Origin of the sequence: Aurantiacibacter atlanticus (assembly GCF_001077815.2) — a bacterium.
Taxonomy (GTDB): domain Bacteria; phylum Pseudomonadota; class Alphaproteobacteria; order Sphingomonadales; family Sphingomonadaceae; genus Alteraurantiacibacter; species Alteraurantiacibacter atlanticus.
This window is the reverse complement of record NZ_CP011310.1, coordinates 2,039,002-2,056,414: the sequence shown is the minus strand read 5'-3', so window position 1 is coordinate 2,056,414 and position 17,413 is coordinate 2,039,002. Positions and strand designations below refer to the sequence as shown.

At 57.3% G+C, this 17,413-nt stretch carries 20 protein-coding genes; 10 read left to right on the top strand and 10 right to left on the bottom strand.

All coding sequences use genetic code 11. The annotated features are described in order from the left end of the window. Position 1 precedes the first annotated feature (1 nt). Positions 2-535, bottom strand: coding sequence for a CAP family protein (locus tag CP97_RS09910; protein WP_082863793.1), 534 nt, complete (start codon positions 533-535; stop codon positions 2-4). A gap of 46 nt (positions 536-581) precedes the next feature. Here CP97_RS09910 and hemW point away from each other — a divergent pair, with 46 nt between their 5' ends. Continuing rightward, a complete protein-coding gene (gene hemW / locus CP97_RS09905; RefSeq protein ID WP_048885806.1) occupies positions 582-1,733 on the top strand; it encodes a radical SAM family heme chaperone HemW in 1,152 nt (383 codons plus the stop codon). Then, positions 1,730-2,629 (top strand): tyrosine recombinase XerC, encoded by a 900-nt coding sequence (locus tag CP97_RS09900; RefSeq protein WP_048885805.1) that lies wholly within the window; start codon positions 1,730-1,732, stop codon positions 2,627-2,629. Before hemW ends, CP97_RS09900 begins: the two co-directional genes overlap by 4 nt. Before the next feature lie 4 nt (positions 2,630-2,633). On the opposite strand, the gene CP97_RS09895 is transcribed toward CP97_RS09900, so the two are convergent. Genes CP97_RS09895 through rsmI form a run of 4 tightly spaced genes read right to left on the bottom strand, consistent with a single transcriptional unit; the run spans position 2,634 to position 5,463 of the window. Further along, positions 2,634-3,251: a DedA family protein gene (locus CP97_RS09895; RefSeq protein WP_048885804.1), complete on the bottom strand. Its 618-nt coding sequence runs from the start codon at positions 3,249-3,251 to the stop codon at positions 2,634-2,636. 59 nt (positions 3,252-3,310) lie between these two features. Then, complete coding sequence (gene gshB, locus CP97_RS09890; RefSeq protein WP_048885803.1) at positions 3,311-4,264, bottom strand: glutathione synthase; 954 nt, start codon at positions 4,262-4,264, stop codon at positions 3,311-3,313. A gap of 9 nt (positions 4,265-4,273) precedes the next feature. Beyond that, on the bottom strand, positions 4,274-4,624 hold the full coding sequence (locus CP97_RS09885) for a YraN family protein (RefSeq protein WP_048885802.1): 351 nt from the start codon (positions 4,622-4,624) through the stop codon (positions 4,274-4,276). Then, the gene (rsmI, locus tag CP97_RS09880; RefSeq protein ID WP_048885801.1) at positions 4,621-5,463 is read right to left on the bottom strand and encodes a 16S rRNA (cytidine(1402)-2'-O)-methyltransferase; all 843 of its coding nucleotides are present in this window, start codon (positions 5,461-5,463) and stop codon (positions 4,621-4,623) included. Before rsmI ends, CP97_RS09885 begins: the two co-directional genes overlap by 4 nt. A 39-nt stretch (positions 5,464-5,502) precedes the next feature. Between rsmI and CP97_RS09875 the strand changes: the two genes are divergently transcribed. The 4 genes from CP97_RS09875 (at position 5,503) to CP97_RS09860 (ending at position 9,857) form a co-directional block, all read left to right on the top strand. Further along, entirely contained in the window at positions 5,503-6,672 is a 1,170-nt protein-coding gene (locus tag CP97_RS09875; RefSeq protein ID WP_048885800.1) for a penicillin-binding protein activator, read from the top strand. Positions 6,673-6,733: 61 nt separating this feature from the next. Then, positions 6,734-8,725, top strand: coding sequence for a DNA topoisomerase IV subunit B (gene parE, locus CP97_RS09870; protein ID WP_048885799.1), 1,992 nt, complete (start codon positions 6,734-6,736; stop codon positions 8,723-8,725). 34 nt (positions 8,726-8,759) lie between these two features. Continuing rightward, complete coding sequence (locus tag CP97_RS09865; protein WP_149036456.1) at positions 8,760-9,488, top strand: hypothetical protein; 729 nt, start codon at positions 8,760-8,762, stop codon at positions 9,486-9,488. 75 nt (positions 9,489-9,563) lie between these two features. Beyond that, on the top strand, positions 9,564-9,857 hold the full coding sequence (locus tag CP97_RS09860) for a hypothetical protein (RefSeq protein ID WP_048885797.1): 294 nt from the start codon (positions 9,564-9,566) through the stop codon (positions 9,855-9,857). A 108-nt stretch (positions 9,858-9,965) separates the two neighbouring features. Here the strand turns inward: CP97_RS09860 and CP97_RS09855 are convergent, their stop codons facing one another. The 4 genes from CP97_RS09855 to CP97_RS09845 form a co-directional block, all read right to left on the bottom strand. Then, complete coding sequence (locus tag CP97_RS09855) at positions 9,966-10,571, bottom strand: hypothetical protein (protein WP_063612414.1); 606 nt, start codon at positions 10,569-10,571, stop codon at positions 9,966-9,968. 165 nt (positions 10,572-10,736) lie between these two features. Continuing rightward, the gene (locus CP97_RS16300) at positions 10,737-10,889 is read right to left on the bottom strand and encodes a hypothetical protein (RefSeq protein ID WP_161485453.1); all 153 of its coding nucleotides are present in this window, start codon (positions 10,887-10,889) and stop codon (positions 10,737-10,739) included. Positions 10,890-11,057: 168 nt separating this feature from the next. Continuing rightward, on the bottom strand, positions 11,058-12,275 hold the full coding sequence (locus CP97_RS09850; RefSeq protein ID WP_048885795.1) for an exo-beta-N-acetylmuramidase NamZ family protein: 1,218 nt from the start codon (positions 12,273-12,275) through the stop codon (positions 11,058-11,060). Next, positions 12,272-12,817, bottom strand: a complete 546-nt coding sequence (locus tag CP97_RS09845) for a DOMON-like domain-containing protein (RefSeq protein ID WP_048885794.1) — start codon at positions 12,815-12,817, stop codon at positions 12,272-12,274. The genes CP97_RS09850 and CP97_RS09845 overlap by 4 nt, the downstream gene beginning before the upstream one ends. Positions 12,818-12,862: 45 nt before the next feature. Between CP97_RS09845 and tyrS the strand changes: the two genes are divergently transcribed. The 4 genes from tyrS to cysK all read left to right on the top strand — a co-directional run bounded on the left by tyrS (position 12,863) and on the right by cysK (position 16,791). Next, a complete protein-coding gene (gene tyrS, locus CP97_RS09840; RefSeq protein WP_048886912.1) occupies positions 12,863-14,098 on the top strand; it encodes a tyrosine--tRNA ligase in 1,236 nt (411 codons plus the stop codon). 67 nt (positions 14,099-14,165) lie between these two features. Then, the gene (locus CP97_RS09835) at positions 14,166-14,504 is read left to right on the top strand and encodes a PilZ domain-containing protein (RefSeq protein WP_048885793.1); all 339 of its coding nucleotides are present in this window, start codon (positions 14,166-14,168) and stop codon (positions 14,502-14,504) included. A 62-nt stretch (positions 14,505-14,566) separates the two neighbouring features. Next, on the top strand, positions 14,567-15,874 hold the full coding sequence (locus CP97_RS09830) for an MFS transporter (RefSeq protein ID WP_048886911.1): 1,308 nt from the start codon (positions 14,567-14,569) through the stop codon (positions 15,872-15,874). Beyond that, the gene (gene cysK / locus CP97_RS09825; RefSeq protein ID WP_048885792.1) at positions 15,871-16,791 is read left to right on the top strand and encodes a cysteine synthase A; all 921 of its coding nucleotides are present in this window, start codon (positions 15,871-15,873) and stop codon (positions 16,789-16,791) included. The genes CP97_RS09830 and cysK overlap by 4 nt, the downstream gene beginning before the upstream one ends. 29 nt (positions 16,792-16,820) lie before the next feature. On the opposite strand, the gene hisI is transcribed toward cysK, so the two are convergent. Continuing rightward, on the bottom strand, positions 16,821-17,240 hold the full coding sequence (gene hisI, locus CP97_RS09820; protein WP_082863792.1) for a phosphoribosyl-AMP cyclohydrolase: 420 nt from the start codon (positions 17,238-17,240) through the stop codon (positions 16,821-16,823). Positions 17,241-17,413: the final 173 nt, after the last annotated feature.

The following is a 17,413-nucleotide window of genomic DNA, read 5'->3' as shown; positions in this document are numbered from 1 at the left end:
GTCAATACACGGGCCGATCGTAGATATTGCCCGCTGGGTAATAGTGACAGACCAGAAAATCGTCGGTCTGTCCGCGTGCCACGGCGCAGCCGACTTCGCGTGTACTGCGCCAGATGACCTGGGTATAATGGCCGACATCACGCCATTGGCCGGTCGTGGACACATTCGGGAAGATGCCGTGGCGATACAGTCGCCGCTCATCCACGAAGGCGCCGACCATGGTTTCTGCGCTGTAATATCCGGCATGTCCCATCCACAGGTTCTCGCCCGTGCCGACACGACCTGATTTATCGGAATGCTGCATATTTCCGCGCCGCGCCAGTTCATCCGCCCATAGTTGCGCCTGACGTGCCAGCCGATTGCTCCATTCCAGGCGATCCACGCCTACATCGTCACGCGCGTCATTATGCGTTCTCAGCAGTCGCTCGGCGAATGGATTTGTGCGTCCCTGCCCTTCTGCAACAAGAGGTGTGGCGGAAATTGCTATGCTGGCTAGAAACGCACCCGCAAGTGCGATGAATTTCCCGTTTTTCATGCCTTCACCTTGACTCACTGGCGTTAACGGAGCCTGAAACGTAGCGATGGCGCGCGCCCTTTACATTCACTGGCCCTTCTGTCTTGCGAAATGCCCCTATTGCGATTTCAATTCGCATGTCCGGCAGAGCGTGGATATCGATTTGTGGCAGCAGGCCTTGCTGGCTGATTTGCGGCACGAAGCTGCACTGGCTGGCGGGGAGGCGCTGGAATCAATCTTCTTTGGCGGCGGAACACCCAGCTTGATGCCGCCGCAGCTTGTGAACACTTTGCTGCAAGAAGCTGAAAAACAGTGGGGATTTTCCAAGGACATCGAAATCACGCTGGAGGCAAACCCGTCCTCTGTCGAAGCTGCCAATTTTGCCTCACTTGCCGATGCAGGAGTGAATCGGGTTTCACTTGGCCTGCAATCACTGGATGATGAGGCGCTACGTTTTCTTGGCCGGCTCCACGGAGTTGAAGAGGGTCTTAAAGCGCTTGAGACAGCGCAATCGGCCTACAACAGGGTCAGTTTCGATCTCATTTATGCCCTGCCCGGACAGACTGCGACTGCTTGGGAAAACCAGCTCCGGCGCGCTCTGGATTTTGGCACCGGACACTTGTCACTCTATCAGTTGACGATCGAGCCGGGCACACGGTTTGCGACAATGGTTCGGCAGCATGATTTTACACCACTCGATGACGATGAGGCTGCAGATCTGATCGATGTGACGCGCGAATTGACCAAACAGACGGGCCTGCCCGCCTATGAGATCAGCAATCATGCGCGTCCGGGTGAAGAGAGCCGCCATAACCTCACCTATTGGCGATATCAGGATTATGCGGGCATCGGCCCCGGCGCGCATGGGCGACGGGGCGGTCTTGCAACCACGCGCCACAAGAAGCCGGAGAACTTTCTGTCTGCTGTCAAACGCAATGGATCTGGCCTGCAGCAGGAAATCGCGCTTGGCATGAGAGAGCAGGCCTCCGAAGCATTGCTTATGGGTTTGCGCCTTGCAGAAGGGATTGATCTTTCCTCTATCTCTGCTCGCTTCAACCTGCCCGAAGCCGCGCTGGTGGACCTTGGCGAGATTGAACGCCATGCCGCGCTCGGGCTGGTGCGGCGCGAAGCAAACCGCCTGTTCATTACCGATACCGGCATGCCGCTGCTGGATGCGCTGCTTCCCCGATTGGTGGCAGATGACCTGGTAACTGCATGAGCGGGGCCGTTGACCTTGTCGGCCAATGGCATATGCATCTGGCGCAGGCGCAGCGGCGCTCACCGCATACGGTCCGCGCCTATTGCACGGCAGCGGGGCGTTTGCTGGGCCATCTGGAGCTGTCCGATTGGGAACAGGTCGCCGCCATCTCAACCCGAGACTTGCGCGGCTATCTCGCGGCACGCCGAGCAGAGGGAATTGGCAATGCCTCCACCGCACGCGAATTGTCGGCGCTGAAAGGTTTCATCAATTTTGCGCTGGATCAGACCGGCGATGTCTCAGGCTCTGCCCCCCGAATGCGGGGACCGCGCCTCAAGAAGGGCCTGCCCTACCCCGTTACGCCGGATGAAGCGGTCAATCTGGTCGAAAGCGTGTCCGATGGCGCGCGAGATGATTGGACAGGCCTGCGCGATGCCGCCGTATTGATGCTGATGTATGGTGCGGGCCTTCGCATTGCCGAGGCGCTATCGCTGAAAGCCGGCGATCTGCCGCTGGCTGAAACGCTGACCGTCACCGGAAAGGGCAATAAGCAGCGCGTCGTGCCGATCTTGCCTGAAGTGCGCGAGGCTGTGGCACGCTATGCGCAGGCCTGTCCTTTTCCGCTGGAGCGGGATGCGCCGCTCTTCCGCGGCGTTAAAGGTGGTCCGCTGGGGCAAGGCATGGTTCAGAAGGCGACAGCGCGTGCGCGCAAGGCGCTTGGTCTGCCAAAAACCGCCACACCTCACGCAATGCGGCACAGCTTTGCCACGCATCTTCTGGGTGCAGGCGCGGATATGCGCAGTCTGCAGGAATTGCTCGGTCATGCCAGCCTGGGCTCAACCCAGATTTACACGAAGGTCGATGCTGCCACGATGCTGGAAACCTATCGCGCGGCACACCCACGCGAGGAGGATTAGGCAGTCAGCCCTCTCCGTCACGCTTTGCGCGTGGCACCCAACTGATGACGCGCCAGACATATCCGATCACCGCAAGACCGATGAACCCAAGGACAATGTAGCTGAGGATATGCTGCGATTCCTCCAGATAGCCGCCGAGGAATTTACCACCCAATATCAGTGCAGCATTCCAGATGAGTGAACCTGCAAAGGTAAAGCCGAGGAATTTCAGCTTCGGCATATGTGACAAGCCTGCCGGCAGCGAGATTATCGTGCGCAGGAAAGGTGAAAAGCGCAGGAAGAACACCACCCAGTGCCCGCGCGCGGCAAAGAATATCTGGGCCTTTGCGATATGTTCCCAATCAACTGTCAGCCATCTGCCCCAACGCTCTACGAAGGGCTCTAGCCGCTTGTAGCCAAAGCTATCACCCAGCCAGTACCAGAAGTAATTGCCGCCCACTGTTCCCAATGTTCCGATCAGCAGCAGGGGCCAGAACTCCATGGTCCCACGCTGCACCAGCAAACCGCCAATACCCATGATGACTTCGCTGGGCACAGGTGGGATTACATTTTCCAGCACCATCAGGAAGAAGATGCCGAAATATCCGCCCTTCTCGATCAGGTCGATAATCAGTGTGTCCATGCGACCTCAACGATCAAGGCGCGGAAGGGTTCGAAAAAGAATCCGCTTCCCCGTATTTGCTACATCGCGGCGTGCCGCGCTTCCAGTGCATCCCAGATCATGCCCGCTGTGTCCGTTCCGTTAAACGCATCAATGGAGACAATGCCGGTGGGAGAGGTCACGTTGATTTCGGTGAGCCATTCGCCGCCAATCACATCGATCCCGACAAAGGTCAGGCCGCGTTTCTTCAGGTCCGGGCCCATAGCATCGCAGATTTCCTGCTCTCGCGCAGTCAATATGGTCGCTTCGGCGGATCCGCCCTGTGCGAGGTTTGAACGAAATTCGCCCTCGCTTGGCCTGCGGTTGATCGCGCCCGCCACTACGCCATCCACAAGCACAATGCGCTTGTCGCCTTCTGCAACACTGGGAAGGAAGGGCTGGACCATGTGCGGTTCAGGCCAAGTCTGGTTGAACACTTCGAACAGGGCAGACATGTTGGTGCCGTCGGCATCTACCTTGAAGATAGCCTTTCCGCCATTTCCGTGCAGCGGCTTCACCACCACGGCGCCATGTGTCTTCTGAAATTCGCGAACATCGTCCAACACGCGCGTTATGAGTGTTGGCGGCATGAAGCGGGCGTAATCCAGGACATACATTTTTTCAGGCGCATTGATGACTTCGCGCGGATCATTGCTCACCAGCGTTTGCCCTCGCAGCCGGTCAAGCAGCAGCGCGGCGCTGATATAGCCAAGATGGAATGGCGGATCCTGTCGCATCAGGATCACATCGATATCCTTGCCAAGGTCAATCCTGATGCGTGCGCCAGCGGTAAAATGATCGCCTTGAACATTCTGCACCGTAACCGGCTTGGCCCACGCCGTGACCTTGCCCTCATTCCAACCGAGCGTCGTGACGTCATAATGCCATAATGAATGTCCGCGCTCTTGCGCGCTCAGCATCAGGGCGAAGCTGGAATCGCCAGCGATATTGATTGTTTCAAGCGAGTCCATCTGGACCGCGACGCGCAGGGACATGGGTTTTCCTTATGGTTGCCAAGCGTTGACGATGTGGCGCGGCGCGGTGCCGGGTGCAAGGAGGATAACGTCCACGCGCAAATCTTCACCTGCCAATGCATATTCATGCGCTACCGTTTCGGCAGCGGCGGCGACGCGGCGCAATCGGTATTCATCGATGGCGAAATCGAGGTCGGCAGCTCTCGCGCGCCATTTGACTTCGACAAAGGCGATAAGGCTTTCGTGCCGGGCAATCAGATCAATTTCACCGCCCTTCACCTTGACCCGCCGGCCAAGGATTTCCCAGCCCTGTCCCGTCAGCCAATCGGCAGCCTCATATTCTGCATCGCGCCCTTTGCGCTCAGCCTGCTGGCGTTTCATTCGTTCTTCATCTCCACCGCGCGCGCATAGAGCAATTTGCGGTCCAGCCCGGTGGCCTTTGCCACCTGCGCCACGGCCTTGGATGCCTTTTCCGTGGCGAGCAATTGTCGCAGCATCGCATCGGCATCCTCTGCGCTAAATTGCGTTTCGGAGGGTGGCCCGACCAGCAGCACAATCTCTCCCTTGGGTGGATGTGTGGTGTAGTGATCGAGCAATTCTGCCGCGGTTCCGCTGCGGCATTCCTCGTAAAATTTCGTCAATTCTCGCGCCACTGCGACCTCGCGATTGGGCAGAATTGTGCCAATGGCCTCAAGGCTTTTGGCAAGGCGCGGTGCTGTTTCGAAGAAGATCAGCGTGCTGCGCAGCATTGCGAATTCTTCCAGCGCCTCCCGCCTGGCCTTGTCTTTGGCGGGCAGAAAACCCGCAAACAGAAACCGGTCGTTTGGCAAGCCTGACAGGGCCAGCGCGGTTAGCGGGGCGGTGGCACCAGGAAGCACGGTGACGGTTATTCCCGCATCTTTTGCGTCATTTACTAGCCGATATCCCGGATCTGACACCAGTGGCATCCCCGCATCGCTGACTAATGCGACAGCGCGATCACGCATTGAACTGACCAGCCGCGCACGATCATTTGCGTCAGTATGGTCGTTATAGCGCCATAGGGGCTTGGATATGCCAAGATGGCGTATCAGCTTTTGCGTTACGCGCGTGTCTTCGCACGCAATACCGCTACACCGCGTAAGTATATCAATTGCCCGCAAGGTGATGTCGCCGAGATTGCCAATCGGCGTGGCGACTATATAGAGGCCGGGATCAAGGGGAGCGCTGTCGTCGGTCACGCACTGACCCTTGGACGAGGTTAAGCGGAGACTGCAAGCATGTTCGGTAATTTGAAGCGCCTGTTTATTGCAGGATTGGGCAGCATGGCGCTGGCCGGCTGCGCGGTGATCCCAGGTGGGGACAGCGGTTCTGCCGGCAGTGGTCCCGCCGTTTCTGACAGCGGATCTGTTTCCGGCCCCAGCGCCGATGTGCTGCCAACCGATGAACAGCGCCATCGCGTGGCACTGCTGGTGCCCCTGTCCGGTCGCAATGCCGAAGTGGGCCAGGCCATCGCCAATGCGACGACCATGGCGCTGCTGGATACGGGCGCGGAAAACCTGCGCATCACCACCTATGACACCAATCGCGACGCTGGCGATGCCGCCAGCCGTGCGGTGGCCGATGGTAACAAATTGATCATCGGCCCGCTGCAGCGCGACAATGTCGGCCCTGTGCTGGTGGAGGCGCGCCCCGCTGATATTCCGCTGATTACCTTTTCAAACGATACCACAGTGGCGCGCAATGATGTTTTCGTCATGGGCCATGTCCCCGAACAATCGGTGGAGCGCAGTGCGCGCTTTGCCATTGCGCAGGGTGCGCGCAATTTTGCGGCGCTGGCCCCGCGCGGCGATTATGGCAACCGCACGCTTGCAGCCCTTGAGCGGGTGCTTGCAGAACAGAACGGGCGGCTGGTTTCGGTCGAGCGTTATGATCGCAGCAATACATCAATCCTGAGCGCGGCGGACCGGCTGACACAGGCAGGTGGTTTCGATACTGTCGTGATCGCAGACGGCGCGCGGCTTTCGGCGATGGCGGCGCAACGATTGAAGAATCCAGGCGATCGCCAGCCTTCCATTATCGGGACCGAATTGTGGAGCGGTGAAGATGCTCTGGCGCGCGAAGCCACGTTGCGCGGCGCGTGGTTTTCTGCTGTTCCCGACAACCGCTATCGCCAATTTGCACAAAGCTATAGTGCCCGTTTCGGCAACCAGCCCAACCACATTGCCATGCTTGGCTATGATGCGGTTCTTCTGACCCTGCGTCTGACCCGCGACTGGCGCCCGGGCCGCGTTCTGCCGCAAAATCTGTTGACCGACAGTGGTGGCTTCCTTGGGCTCGAAGGCCCGTTCCGCTTCCACGGCAATGGCGTGGGCGAACGGGCATTCGAAGTGCGGCAGGTGGGCAATGGCGCTTTCAGCATCGTCGATCCGGCACCACAGGGGTTCTGAAGTCGGATAACCGCATACATGTGCTTGTGATCGGGGATTCGCCACGCCTATAGCCTTCGGTATGAGCGATGACCTGTTTGAAGCCCTCCCCGCCGCTGGTGGAGACTACGATTCCTCCTCCATTGAAGTGTTGGAAGGGCTTGAACCCGTCCGCCGCCGACCCGGCATGTATATCGGTGGCACAGACGAACGCGCATTGCATCACCTTGCCGCCGAGGTGCTCGACAATTCGATGGACGAGGCCGTGGCCGGCCATGCCAACCGCATCGAAGTGGAACTGGACGAAGGTAACCGCCTGACCATCACCGATAATGGCCGCGGCATTCCGGTGGATGAACATCCCAAGTTTCCCGGCAAATCCAGCCTTGAGGTGATCCTCACCACCTTGCATTCGGGCGGCAAGTTTTCGGGCAAGGCCTATGCCACAAGTGGCGGCCTGCACGGCGTCGGCGTGTCCGTGGTCAATGCCTTGTCGAGCCACACGCGGGTTGAGGTTGCGCGCAATAAACAGGTTTTTGCGCAGGAGTTTTCAAAGGGGCTGCCCACGGGCAAGGTCGCCAAGGTTGGGGATACGCCCAATAGGCGCGGCACCAGCATCACCTTCGTCCCGGACGCAGAAATCTTTGGAGACCGCAAGTTCAAGCCCGGACGACTGTTCCGCCTCGCCCGCTCAAAAGCATATCTGTTCGCCGGTGTCGAAATTCGCTGGAAATGCGCCGAGAGCCTTACTTCGGATGATGTCCCTGCAGAGGCGGTCTTCCAGTTTCCCGGCGGACTGGCCGATCATCTGAAGGAGCAGGTGGGAACGCGCGAATGCGTGACGGCGGAATTCTTCACAGGCCAACAGGATTTCCCTTTGAATGACAGGGGGCAATCACACGGCCGGGTTGAATGGGCAGTGGCGTGGCCCCTGTGGTCCGACGGCTCGACAAGCTGGTATTGTAACACCGTGCCAACGCCTGATGGCGGCACGCATGAATCGGGCCTGCGCGCCGCACTAACCAAGGGTTTGCGATCCTTTGGCGAACTGACGGGGGTCAAGAAGGCTAAAGACCTGACCGCGGACGATGTGATGACCGGTGCCGAGATTATGCTCAGCGTCTTTATCCGTGATCCGCAGTTTCAGAGCCAAACCAAGGATCGCCTGACTTCACCAGAAGCTGCACGCCTTGTAGAAAACGCAGTGCGCGACCATTTCGACCATTATCTTGCGGACAATATGGACCGCGGGAAGGCGCTTCTGGGCAGCGTGATGGAGCGCATGGAAGAGCGGCTCAAGCGCAAGCAGGAACGTGAAGTAAAGCGCAAGACTGCGACCAATGCAAAGAAGCTGCGCCTGCCCGGCAAGCTCACCGATTGCAGCGGCGAAACAGATGCCGAGACCGAGCTATTCATCGTCGAGGGAGACAGCGCAGGAGGCAGCGCCAAACAGGCACGCAACCGCAAGACGCAAGCCATCCTGCCTATTCGCGGCAAGATCCTGAATGTCGCAAGCGCCACTGTAGAGAAAATTCGCGCCAATAGCGAAATAGCCGATCTGGCGCTGGCGCTGGGCTGCGGCACGCGCAAGGATTGTGATACCGAAAGCCTGCGATATGATCGCGTCGTCATCATGACAGATGCCGATGTCGATGGGGCACATATCGCCACCCTGCTCATGACGCTTTTCTTCCAGGAAATGCCCGATCTTGTGCGCGGCGGCCATTTGTATCTGGCGCAGCCGCCGCTCTACCGCCTGACCGCCGGCAAGGAGAGCCTCTATGCGCGTGACGATGCCCATCGCGCAGAGATTGAAGCGGGTCCATTCAAAGGCAAGAAGGTCGAAGTCAGCCGGTTCAAGGGCCTTGGCGAAATGAATCCGCTGCAATTGCGCGAAACCACCATGGCCCCTGAAACGCGCAACCTTATCCGGATCACGCTGCCCGATCAGCATGAGGAGCGTTTCGCGGTGAAAGAGCTGGTCGACCAATTGATGGGTCGCAACCCGGAACACAGGTTCAATTTCATCCAGAACCGCGCAGGAGAGATCGACCGTGAAATGATCGACGCCTGACGGCCGCAATGAGCTTGAAGATTTGGAAGATGACATGTTCGATAACAAGGATCAGCAGGATGGTGCGCGCAGTAAGCTTGCATGGGTAATACTGGGCATCATCGCCGCCATCGCATTGGCGATTTTTGGCGGTGTTATGCTGGGCGAACTGGCCAGTCCGTTTGCTGACAGAAAAGAAGCCGACAGCACAGCGTCCGAACCATTGCCGACTGTGATTGAAACGACTCCATCCGATATTGAAACCCCTATCGAGATTTTGCCGCCTATCCTGCCTGAGATTGCAATTTCAACATCGCTTGCGCGCGATAGTGCGGCCCAGCCCATAGATCCGCAAAGCTGGGTGCGGCAGGATGATTTTCCGCGACAGCTATTTCGTGGCGAAAATGTTCGCGGCATGATTGCCGCCTACCTTACCATCACGCCCGATGGTTCTGTAAGGACTTGCGAAGTGGGGTCCAGCAGCGAGGTGGAGCCTGCGCACATGCTGCGTCCTGCCGCTGTGGGTGTGTGCCGCGCCCTGCAAGCACGTGCGCGTTTCCAGCCTTTCGCTGCGCCAGATCCACACGCCGCAATTGCACCAGTTCTGGTCACGCCTTCGCCAAGGCCTTCCGCCACTGTGCCGAACGCGCAGCAGGATGTGGCGCCGCAGGGAGTAACTGCCGCGCCGACGCCGGAAGCCAATGCCGATCGTCAGCTGTCGGTGCGCGTAGCCTTCAGAACCGGGCAGCAACATGCGCAGCCGGACGCGACCGATATCGAATAAGGCCTTGTGTCGGAGGTATTTTGTCCGTCATCCTGTTCTGTGCTAAGTTATGCAGAATTCATGGAGAATTGCAGGATGAAGGCTACTCTTTCCCCTGTCGCTCTGGTCCTGGCTGCGCCTGTTTTTGCGCAGGATAAACCAGCGGACCACGATTCGGAAATGTTCCATCGCGGCCCGGTATTGCAGAATGAAGTTGGCCCAGAACCGCATGCAGATTTGGCTTGCACTGATACTATTCATCATGCGCGCCGCGAACTGGGCCTGCCGTCGCTTGATAGCAAACCTGCCGATCCGGACGATGTTACGGCAATTTTATACTTTAATGAGCAAAGAATCGATGGCACAGGAACTGCGGCAGGTCGGTCTTGAAGTGGCGGTTACTAAGGAAATGGTCGAAACTGGACTCGCTGAAATGAGAGAATTTCGCTTCTTAGAAGAACCGTCGTATGTCCTTGAAAGCTATTATCGGGCGATGAACTATACGGCTCGCCCCTCAGCTTCGGAAAGCAATTTACCTAGATAGTCCGTTCCAAGTCTTCCTACATTTGCCGGGCTTTGATCTTCTATCGGTTGACCTAAGTGCGAATCTGGCACGTTGTAGGAGATGCCGCCTCTACCAGTTACAGATAGCAGAACTGCATTCCACCGTATGTTTTCTATCAAAATAGGCAGCCCATCATGGCTCGCCAGATGGCGTATTGTTAAATTCCCCTCAGCGTCAGTAGACGCCGATATGGCCATGTCATTGCTAAATCCAGGTGCTAACTTGCCGGTAGAGACGCCGCCGGGGTCCAGTTTGGTCACATCCGCTAAGCCATGCTCATCATCATCTCTGGCTTGAAAAAGATATTGAAGCAGAGGGTCGGTTTTCCGGTCGTGCTTTTTCGCACCAAACCATTGGCGGGATTGTGGTGTTGTTTTTGCCCCTTGCTCAAGGGTGGTGTATACGTTTTTAGCTGCGACCAGAAAAAGATACCAGCTATCGGAGAATTGCTCATATGTTTTGGCATTCTCAGCATTTTCTAGCTGTTGCCTAGCCGTCCTAAGACGTCCCTTCGCTTTTGTTAGAGCCTTTTGATCCATATGACTGAAACCCAACACGAGAACATTCGCTCTGAAGCGGAGCTCAAAAAGCTGTTTGCCACTCCGGCCAAGCCAAACGAGGCTAAGGGCAATAATTGGCGAGAGTCGAGTCAATCCAAGTAGCGTTTGCGATGTTCGCCAATCTGGCGGGCAATCACAGCCGACTTAGGCGGCGATTTTATCAGTCCGCCGATAGGTGAGGCGCTTGCCTTCCGTTTCGACAAGAATGAGCGCAGCGCGCTCGCCATCGTTCGTGCCGCTTGTATTGTAGTGACAATCAATCTCTTTGCTGTAGCGGCCTAGGGGCGCTTCGTTCAAGTGGTGGAAGGTGCCATTCACGCGGCGCTTGAAGATTGAGAAGAGGTTTTCCGCCGTAACGCGTGCAGTCCACTATAAACTGGATGGATGCGATGTCCTGCTGGCATCCGACGGCGAAATATTGCCCTTGCCGCTCCCACAGGAAGGGCCTTTCCGCCCCCAACCCGCTCAATAAAGAAGAATGTCAGCCACATCCTTGCGCCATTGCGCTTCGCCAGGAGAAGCTAGAGCATCGAGGTCGGCCGGTGTTGCGGTGGAATTGTCCACCCATTCGCGCAAGGCGGGGCCCCCGTTGATTATATCGATCGCCAGCGCTCCATCGGTATATTCATATTTGAAATCCGTACCGCGCCACAGATCGTAATCGGGATAGAGATTGCGGATTGCCTTGAAGGCAAGCGCCTGCATGCGCCACGGGCGGAAAGCTTCATGGTCATAGAACCGCCCTTCAGCATGGATCATCAGGGCGTTGCATAAGTGGCCGTTATGCTTGTGAAAAGTCGGTTCGAACCAGCAATCTCGCAAGGCGCACCCTGCCATCCATTCTGGCGCGATTTCCTGCATCTTCGCCAACACGGCCTTTGCATCCACATCCGGCGCGCCAAACAATATTTCGAGAGGACGGGTAGTGCCCCGCCCTTCGCTCAGCGTTGCGCCTTCCAGCATGACCGTGCCGGCATAGGCGCGCGCCATGTTGAGGCTGGCGGCATTCGGGCTGGGATTGATCCAGATGCGGTCTTCGGGCCAGCCCCAGCCGGCCCAATTCTGGCTCGGGCTCTCTGGCTGCCAGTCATGCATAGTGACAACTTGGTAATCTACATCAAGGCCGAAGTGACGGATAAACCAGTGGCCCATTTCACCCATGGTCAGCCCGTGGCGCATCGGCATGGGCCCAGCGCCGACGAAGCTTTCGAACCCGGCTTCCAACAATGTGCCTTCTACCGGTCGTCCCGCCGGATTGGGCCGGTCCAGCACCCAAACAGTTTTGCCATATTTCTGTGCTTCTTCAAGAATATAGAGCAGAGTTGTAGCAAAGGTATAAATGCGGCAACCAAGATCCTGCAGATCGAAAAGAAAGATATCCGCGCTGGACATCATCTGGCCTGTAGGACGGCGCACCTCCCCGTAGAGTGAGAACACGGGGATGCCGTAAACCGGATCGGTCTCATCCACCGTTTCGACCATGTTGTCCTGCTTGTCGCCTTTAAGTCCATGCTGCGGGCCAAAGGCGCTGGTGATATTCACACCAGCGTCGATCAGCGCATCGAGACTGTGGTTCAGATCCGCTGTGACAGAGGCGGGATGCGCGACAAGGGCGACGCGCTTTCCTTCAAGTGCGGATTTCAGGTCTGGTTCGGCAAGCAGCCGGTCGATTCCGAATTTCATGCAGCGCGGGTTCGCGCAAGTCCCGCTCCAAAGCAAGCCGGATCGTGGAAATCGGGCTTTTCCTTATGGTGGGACATCGCCCAATAGCTCTTCACGCCGCCCTCTTCCTCGATCACGGCGGAAAGACCTATGCTGACAGGTGGTTCTGGCATCTGATCGCGCGGCAGCGAAGCATCGAAAATGGCCATGGACTGGCCTGTGCGCATGACGCATTCCGGTTCCCTCGAGAAAACACGTTCTGTCATGCCCTTGCGGTAATCGGTGAAGTCATAGGCCGCCCAGCGTTCAGAGGGCGAGAGATTGAATTCACTGTAACCCGGCGTGCCATCGCGTGGCATGACGAACATTTCAAAGCAGGTGGTCTGCCAGAGATTATCCGCCCTTCCGCGACCCGCAAAATCCGGAATCACCAGTTTTTGGAGACCATCGATTCGCCAGCGAACGCGAACCCAGGCGTCGGTCAGAGACAGGACCCGCGCTTCCACCCTTCGAACGGCGAGAGGTGGATGAGCATTGTGTGCGGCCAGTTCATACGTTTGCAAGCAAGTTTCCCCGTGCTACGCGCCGCCTCCGCCAAAGGGGATACGATGACGACGTTCAAATCAGATTTGCTGCAACTTCTGCACGAGCGCGGCCATGTCCATCAGTTAACCGATTCTTCGGGACTGGATGCCCTAGCGGCGCGACAGACCGTGACCGCATACGTCGGCTTTGATCCCACGGCTGCTTCGCTGCACATCGGCAACCTTGCTTCGATCATGCTTTTGCGCCGTGTCCAGCAGGCCGGTCACCGCCCGATCGTGGTGATGGGTGGCGGCACCGCAAAGATTGGCGATCCGTCCGGCAAGGATGAAACCCGCCAGATGATGACTGATGAAAGGCTCGCCAGCAACATTGCCTCTATCAAGGGCAGCTTTGAACGGATGCTGCAATTTGGCGATGGTCCGAAGGATGCCCTTCTGGTCAATAATGACGACTGGCTGAGCAAGCTGGGCTATATTGAAATGCTGCGCGATGTCGGCCCGCATTTCACCGTAAACCGGATGTTGACGTTCGATTCGGTGAAGTTGCGCCTTGATCGCGAACAGCCGCTTACATTTCTCGAATTCAATTACATGATCCTGCAGGCCTATGACTTTCTGAAACTGGCGCGCGATTACGATTGCACCTTGCAATTGGGTGGCAGCGATCAGTGGGGCAATATCGTCAACGGTATCGAACTGGGCCGGCGAATCGATGGGCGAGAGCTTTATGGCGTTACCGCGCCGCTCATCACCCGTGCGGACGGCTCTAAAATGGGCAAATCTGTGACAGGTGCGGTGTGGCTGAATGAAGACGCTCTGCCAGCCTATGATTTCTGGCAATATTGGCGCAACACCGATGATCGCGATGTGGGCCGCTTCCTGCGCTTGTTCACCGATCTTGATCGGGTTGAAATCGCGCGACTCGAATCCCTTGAAGGAAGTGAAATCAATCACGCCAAGGCCGTGCTGGCAGACGAGGTGACAAAGCTGGTTCGTGGTAGCGAAGCGGCGGCATCCGCCCGCGCCACTGCAGAGCAGACTTTCGCTGGCGGCGGCTTGGGGGACGATCTGCCCGTGCTGGCTATTCCTGCCGAGGGGATGCGAGTGGGTGCGGCACTTACCGCGCTGGGCTTCACCGCTTCCAATGGCGAGGCCAAGCGCAAAATCGCTGAAGGTGCGGTAAAGCTCGACGATCAACCGGTGAGCGATGCAGGGTTCATGATCGCACCACCTGCCCAAGGGCAGGACATACGCATCAGCATCGGCAAGAAACGCCACGCGATTCTTCGTCCGGCATAGTTTAGAGAAAATCCACCAATTCCTGTCAGACCGCTTTTTCAAGCAGTTAAAAGGAGATAGGTGGCAAATGTCAGGTGGCGCACAACTGTCCGTAACCGATATGCGCAGAGCGTCGCGTCATCCGGTCGATTTCACCGTGATTGCGGAGCATCTGATGCATGGCGATGTGAAATTGCATGTTGCGAATATTTCCGCGCATGGGTTCATGATCGACCATGCCGAAAATATCAGTCGCGGCGATCGGCTTATCATCCGCTTGCCTATCGTTGGCCGCATAGAAGCCTATTGCATCTGGGTGGCGCAGGATCGCGCCGGTTTCCAGTTTGAACGAATCATCCGGCTCGACGATTTTCAGGCGATGATGAAGGAAATGCAGCCCAATCCAGCCCTTCGCCGTCGCGGCTAGGCTTTACATCTTCAAATTTTAGCTAGCTTGGCTTTGGCCTTGCGCGATGTCATGGCGCATTGGTGAATACTGCATCGCACCCCTTTCGCGTCGCCAATTACCGCGCTTTCTGGCTTTCCCGCCTGACATTGACGCTGGCGCAATACTCCATGCTGCTGATCATCGGTTGGCAGACGTATAATCTGGCGCGCGATAGCGGAATGAGCGTGGGTGAATCCGCAGGTCAACTGGCCCTGATCGGGCTGCTCCAATTTATCCCGCTCCTTCTGTTGACTCCGTTCAGCGGATTGGCGGCAGATCGCTTTGATCGCCGCAATCTCGGGCGGTTGACGATTCTCCTGCAATTAATGTGCGGTGTAACCCTTGCGGCGCTGACCTGGAGCGATCGCATAGACTTGCCCGTCCTTTATACGGTGGCGGTCGTGCTGGGTATCTCCCGCGCCTTTGCAGGCCCGGCACTTGCTGCTCTCGCCCCGAACCTCGTGCCTGCTGCAATCCTGCCTAACGCCATCGCGCTGTCATCCATCGCCTGGCAGGTCGGGATGATCGTCGGTCCGGCGGTAGGAGGCGTACTGTATGAAGTAGCGCCCCCCCTGCCTTATGCCGCGGCGTCAGCGCTTTTTATTGTTTCGATGATCGCTCTATCCGCAGTGGGTGATGTTCCCCGCGGGTCCCCTCGTAGCACTGACAGACCGATCCGCCAGATCCGCGACGGCTTGAGCTATGTCGTGCGCAATAAAATGGTTCTCGGCGCGATTACGCTGGATTTGTTCGCTGTATTCCTTGCCGGCGCGACTGCGCTTTTTCCCGTCTATGCCCGAGACATATTGCATGTCGGCGCGACCGGGTTGAGCCAGCTTGCCATGGCGCCCGCCGTTGGCGCGGCCTTGACCGCGCTCTGGTTCTCCTTCCACCCGCTTAAAAACAATGTCGGTCCCAAGATGCTGTGGTCAGTGGCGGTTTTTGGCGCTGCGACAATCGTCTTTGGCGTCTCCACCTCGATGCCGCTCAGTCTCGCTATGCTCTTCATCATCGGCGCGGCGGATATGTTCAGCGTGTATATTCGCCAGTCATTGATCCAGTTGCATACCCCCGATGACAAGCGTGGCCGCGTATCGGCAGTTTCTCAGATGACGATCGGTGCGAGTAATGAATTCGGCGATTTCTTCTCCGGTAGCCTCGCCTATCTCATCGGGCCTGTGGCTGCGGTGGTCGCAGGAGGTGCGGGCGCCATCATTACAGTAGCGGCATGGGCAAAAATATTTCCCGTTTTGCGGACTACTCGGACCTTCGATCCACCTGAAGAGTTGCTAATAACAGAACCCAATGACCCATTGAATGAAACCGCGAAGAGGGGGCCTGAATCATGAAATTCGACAATGTCCTGCAATCCATCGGCAATACACCGCACATCCGCTTGTCTCGGCTGTTCCCAGACCATGAAGTCTGGGTGAAAAGTGAGCGGGCAAACCCCGGCGGATCAATCAAGGATCGTATCGCTCTCGCCATGGTTGAAGCGGCCGAGAAATCGGGTGACCTCAAGCCCGGTGGCACGATCGTAGAGCCGACGAGCGGCAACACCGGCATCGGTCTGGCAATGGTCGCAGCGGTGAAGGGATACAAGCTCGTGCTTGTCATGCCTGAAAGCATGAGCCTTGAACGCCGCCGGCTGATGCTGGCCTATGGCGCGAGTTTCGATCTCACGCCTAAGGAAAAAGGCATGAAAGGCGCGATAGAACGCGCTGCAGAGCTTGTCGGCCAACTGGATGGCGGATGGTTGCCGCAACAGTTCGACAATCCGGCCAACACCGAAATTCATGCCCAGACGACGGCACGCGAAATTCTGCATGACTTCACTGATGATCCCATCGATGTATTGATTACCGGCGTGGGCACTGGCGGCCATCTGACCGGCTGCGCGGAAGTTCTCAAGAAGAGCTGGACCGACATGAAGGCATTTGCTGTTGAGCCCGAGCTTTCGCCCGTCATTTCGGGCGGCCAGCCAGGCCCGCACCCGATCCAGGGTATCGGCGCAGGCTTCATTCCCGGAAATCTCCACACTCAGGCTATCGACGGTGCGATTAAGGTCGATGCAGAAGCGGCCAAGGACATGGCCCGCCGCTGCGCTGCGGAAGAGGGTCTGCTGGTGGGCATTAGTTCAGGGGCAACCCTGGCGGCCATTAATGCCAAGCTGAAAGAGCTGGAAGAGGGAACGCGCGTACTCGGTTTCAATTACGATACCGGCGAGCGTTACCTGTCCGTGCCTAATTTCCTTCCTGCTGAATAAGCAGGAAGGGTCAGCGCGCCCAGGCAGCCCTAAATCTGTTTGAGTTCACCATTTTCCAGAAGCCGATAAAAACAACTGCGCGCGCCGGTGTGGCAAGCCGGGCCGGCCGGTGAGACCCTGAGGACAAGCGCATCCTGATCGCAATCTACCAATATCTCCTGCACTTCCAGGATATTGCCTGAACTCTCGCCCTTCTTCCAAAGTGTTCCCCTGCTGCGTGAATGGAAGTGGGCAATCCCTGTCTGCCGGGTTGCGTTGAGCGCTTCTGCATCCATGAAGGCAACCATCAGGATTTCGCCTGTGGCAACGTGCTGCACAATTGCGCAGAGCAAACCGCCAGCATCGAATTTGGGCATGAAGCTGGTTCCGTGTTCGCGTTCGGCATCATGCGGAGAAGTTGTGTCAGTAGAGATGGTCTGGGCCTTTCCGAAGAGATAAGTGAGTTGCATATCATATACGCTTTTGTTGCACGATAATCACATTCTTGTTCCAATATCTATCAAGCGCGAGAAAGCGGTATGCTCCAAATCCTTTTGGTGGAATGAATGCGTTGCGGCTTGACGGGTCGTATCTCATTTCGTGAGACACGCAATGTGCCAAGGAAATGGGGAGGTCGCGGGAA

Coding starts and splice junctions, on each gene's coding strand:
- CP97_RS09885 (WP_048885802.1), bottom strand. CDS start 4,624: ATGAAACGCCAGCAGGCTGAGCGCAAAGGGCGCGATGCAGAATATGAG.
- CP97_RS09860 (WP_048885797.1), top strand. CDS start 9,564: ATGAAGGCTACTCTTTCCCCTGTCGCTCTGGTCCTGGCTGCGCCTGTT.
- hemW (WP_048885806.1), top strand. CDS start 582: ATGGCGCGCGCCCTTTACATTCACTGGCCCTTCTGTCTTGCGAAATGC.
- tyrS (WP_048886912.1), top strand. CDS start 12,863: ATGACGACGTTCAAATCAGATTTGCTGCAACTTCTGCACGAGCGCGGC.
- CP97_RS09910 (WP_082863793.1), bottom strand. CDS start 535: ATGAAAAACGGGAAATTCATCGCACTTGCGGGTGCGTTTCTAGCCAGC.
- CP97_RS09835 (WP_048885793.1), top strand. CDS start 14,166: ATGTCAGGTGGCGCACAACTGTCCGTAACCGATATGCGCAGAGCGTCG.
- hisI (WP_082863792.1), bottom strand. CDS start 17,240: ATGCAACTCACTTATCTCTTCGGAAAGGCCCAGACCATCTCTACTGAC.
- cysK (WP_048885792.1), top strand. CDS start 15,871: ATGAAATTCGACAATGTCCTGCAATCCATCGGCAATACACCGCACATC.
- CP97_RS09875 (WP_048885800.1), top strand. CDS start 5,503: ATGTTCGGTAATTTGAAGCGCCTGTTTATTGCAGGATTGGGCAGCATG.
- CP97_RS09850 (WP_048885795.1), bottom strand. CDS start 12,275: ATGAAATTCGGAATCGACCGGCTGCTTGCCGAACCAGACCTGAAATCC.
- CP97_RS09855 (WP_063612414.1), bottom strand. CDS start 10,571: ATGGATCAAAAGGCTCTAACAAAAGCGAAGGGACGTCTTAGGACGGCT.
- CP97_RS09895 (WP_048885804.1), bottom strand. CDS start 3,251: ATGGACACACTGATTATCGACCTGATCGAGAAGGGCGGATATTTCGGC.
- CP97_RS09865 (WP_149036456.1), top strand. CDS start 8,760: ATGTTCGATAACAAGGATCAGCAGGATGGTGCGCGCAGTAAGCTTGCA.
- parE (WP_048885799.1), top strand. CDS start 6,734: ATGAGCGATGACCTGTTTGAAGCCCTCCCCGCCGCTGGTGGAGACTAC.
- CP97_RS09900 (WP_048885805.1), top strand. CDS start 1,730: ATGAGCGGGGCCGTTGACCTTGTCGGCCAATGGCATATGCATCTGGCG.
- gshB (WP_048885803.1), bottom strand. CDS start 4,264: ATGTCCCTGCGCGTCGCGGTCCAGATGGACTCGCTTGAAACAATCAAT.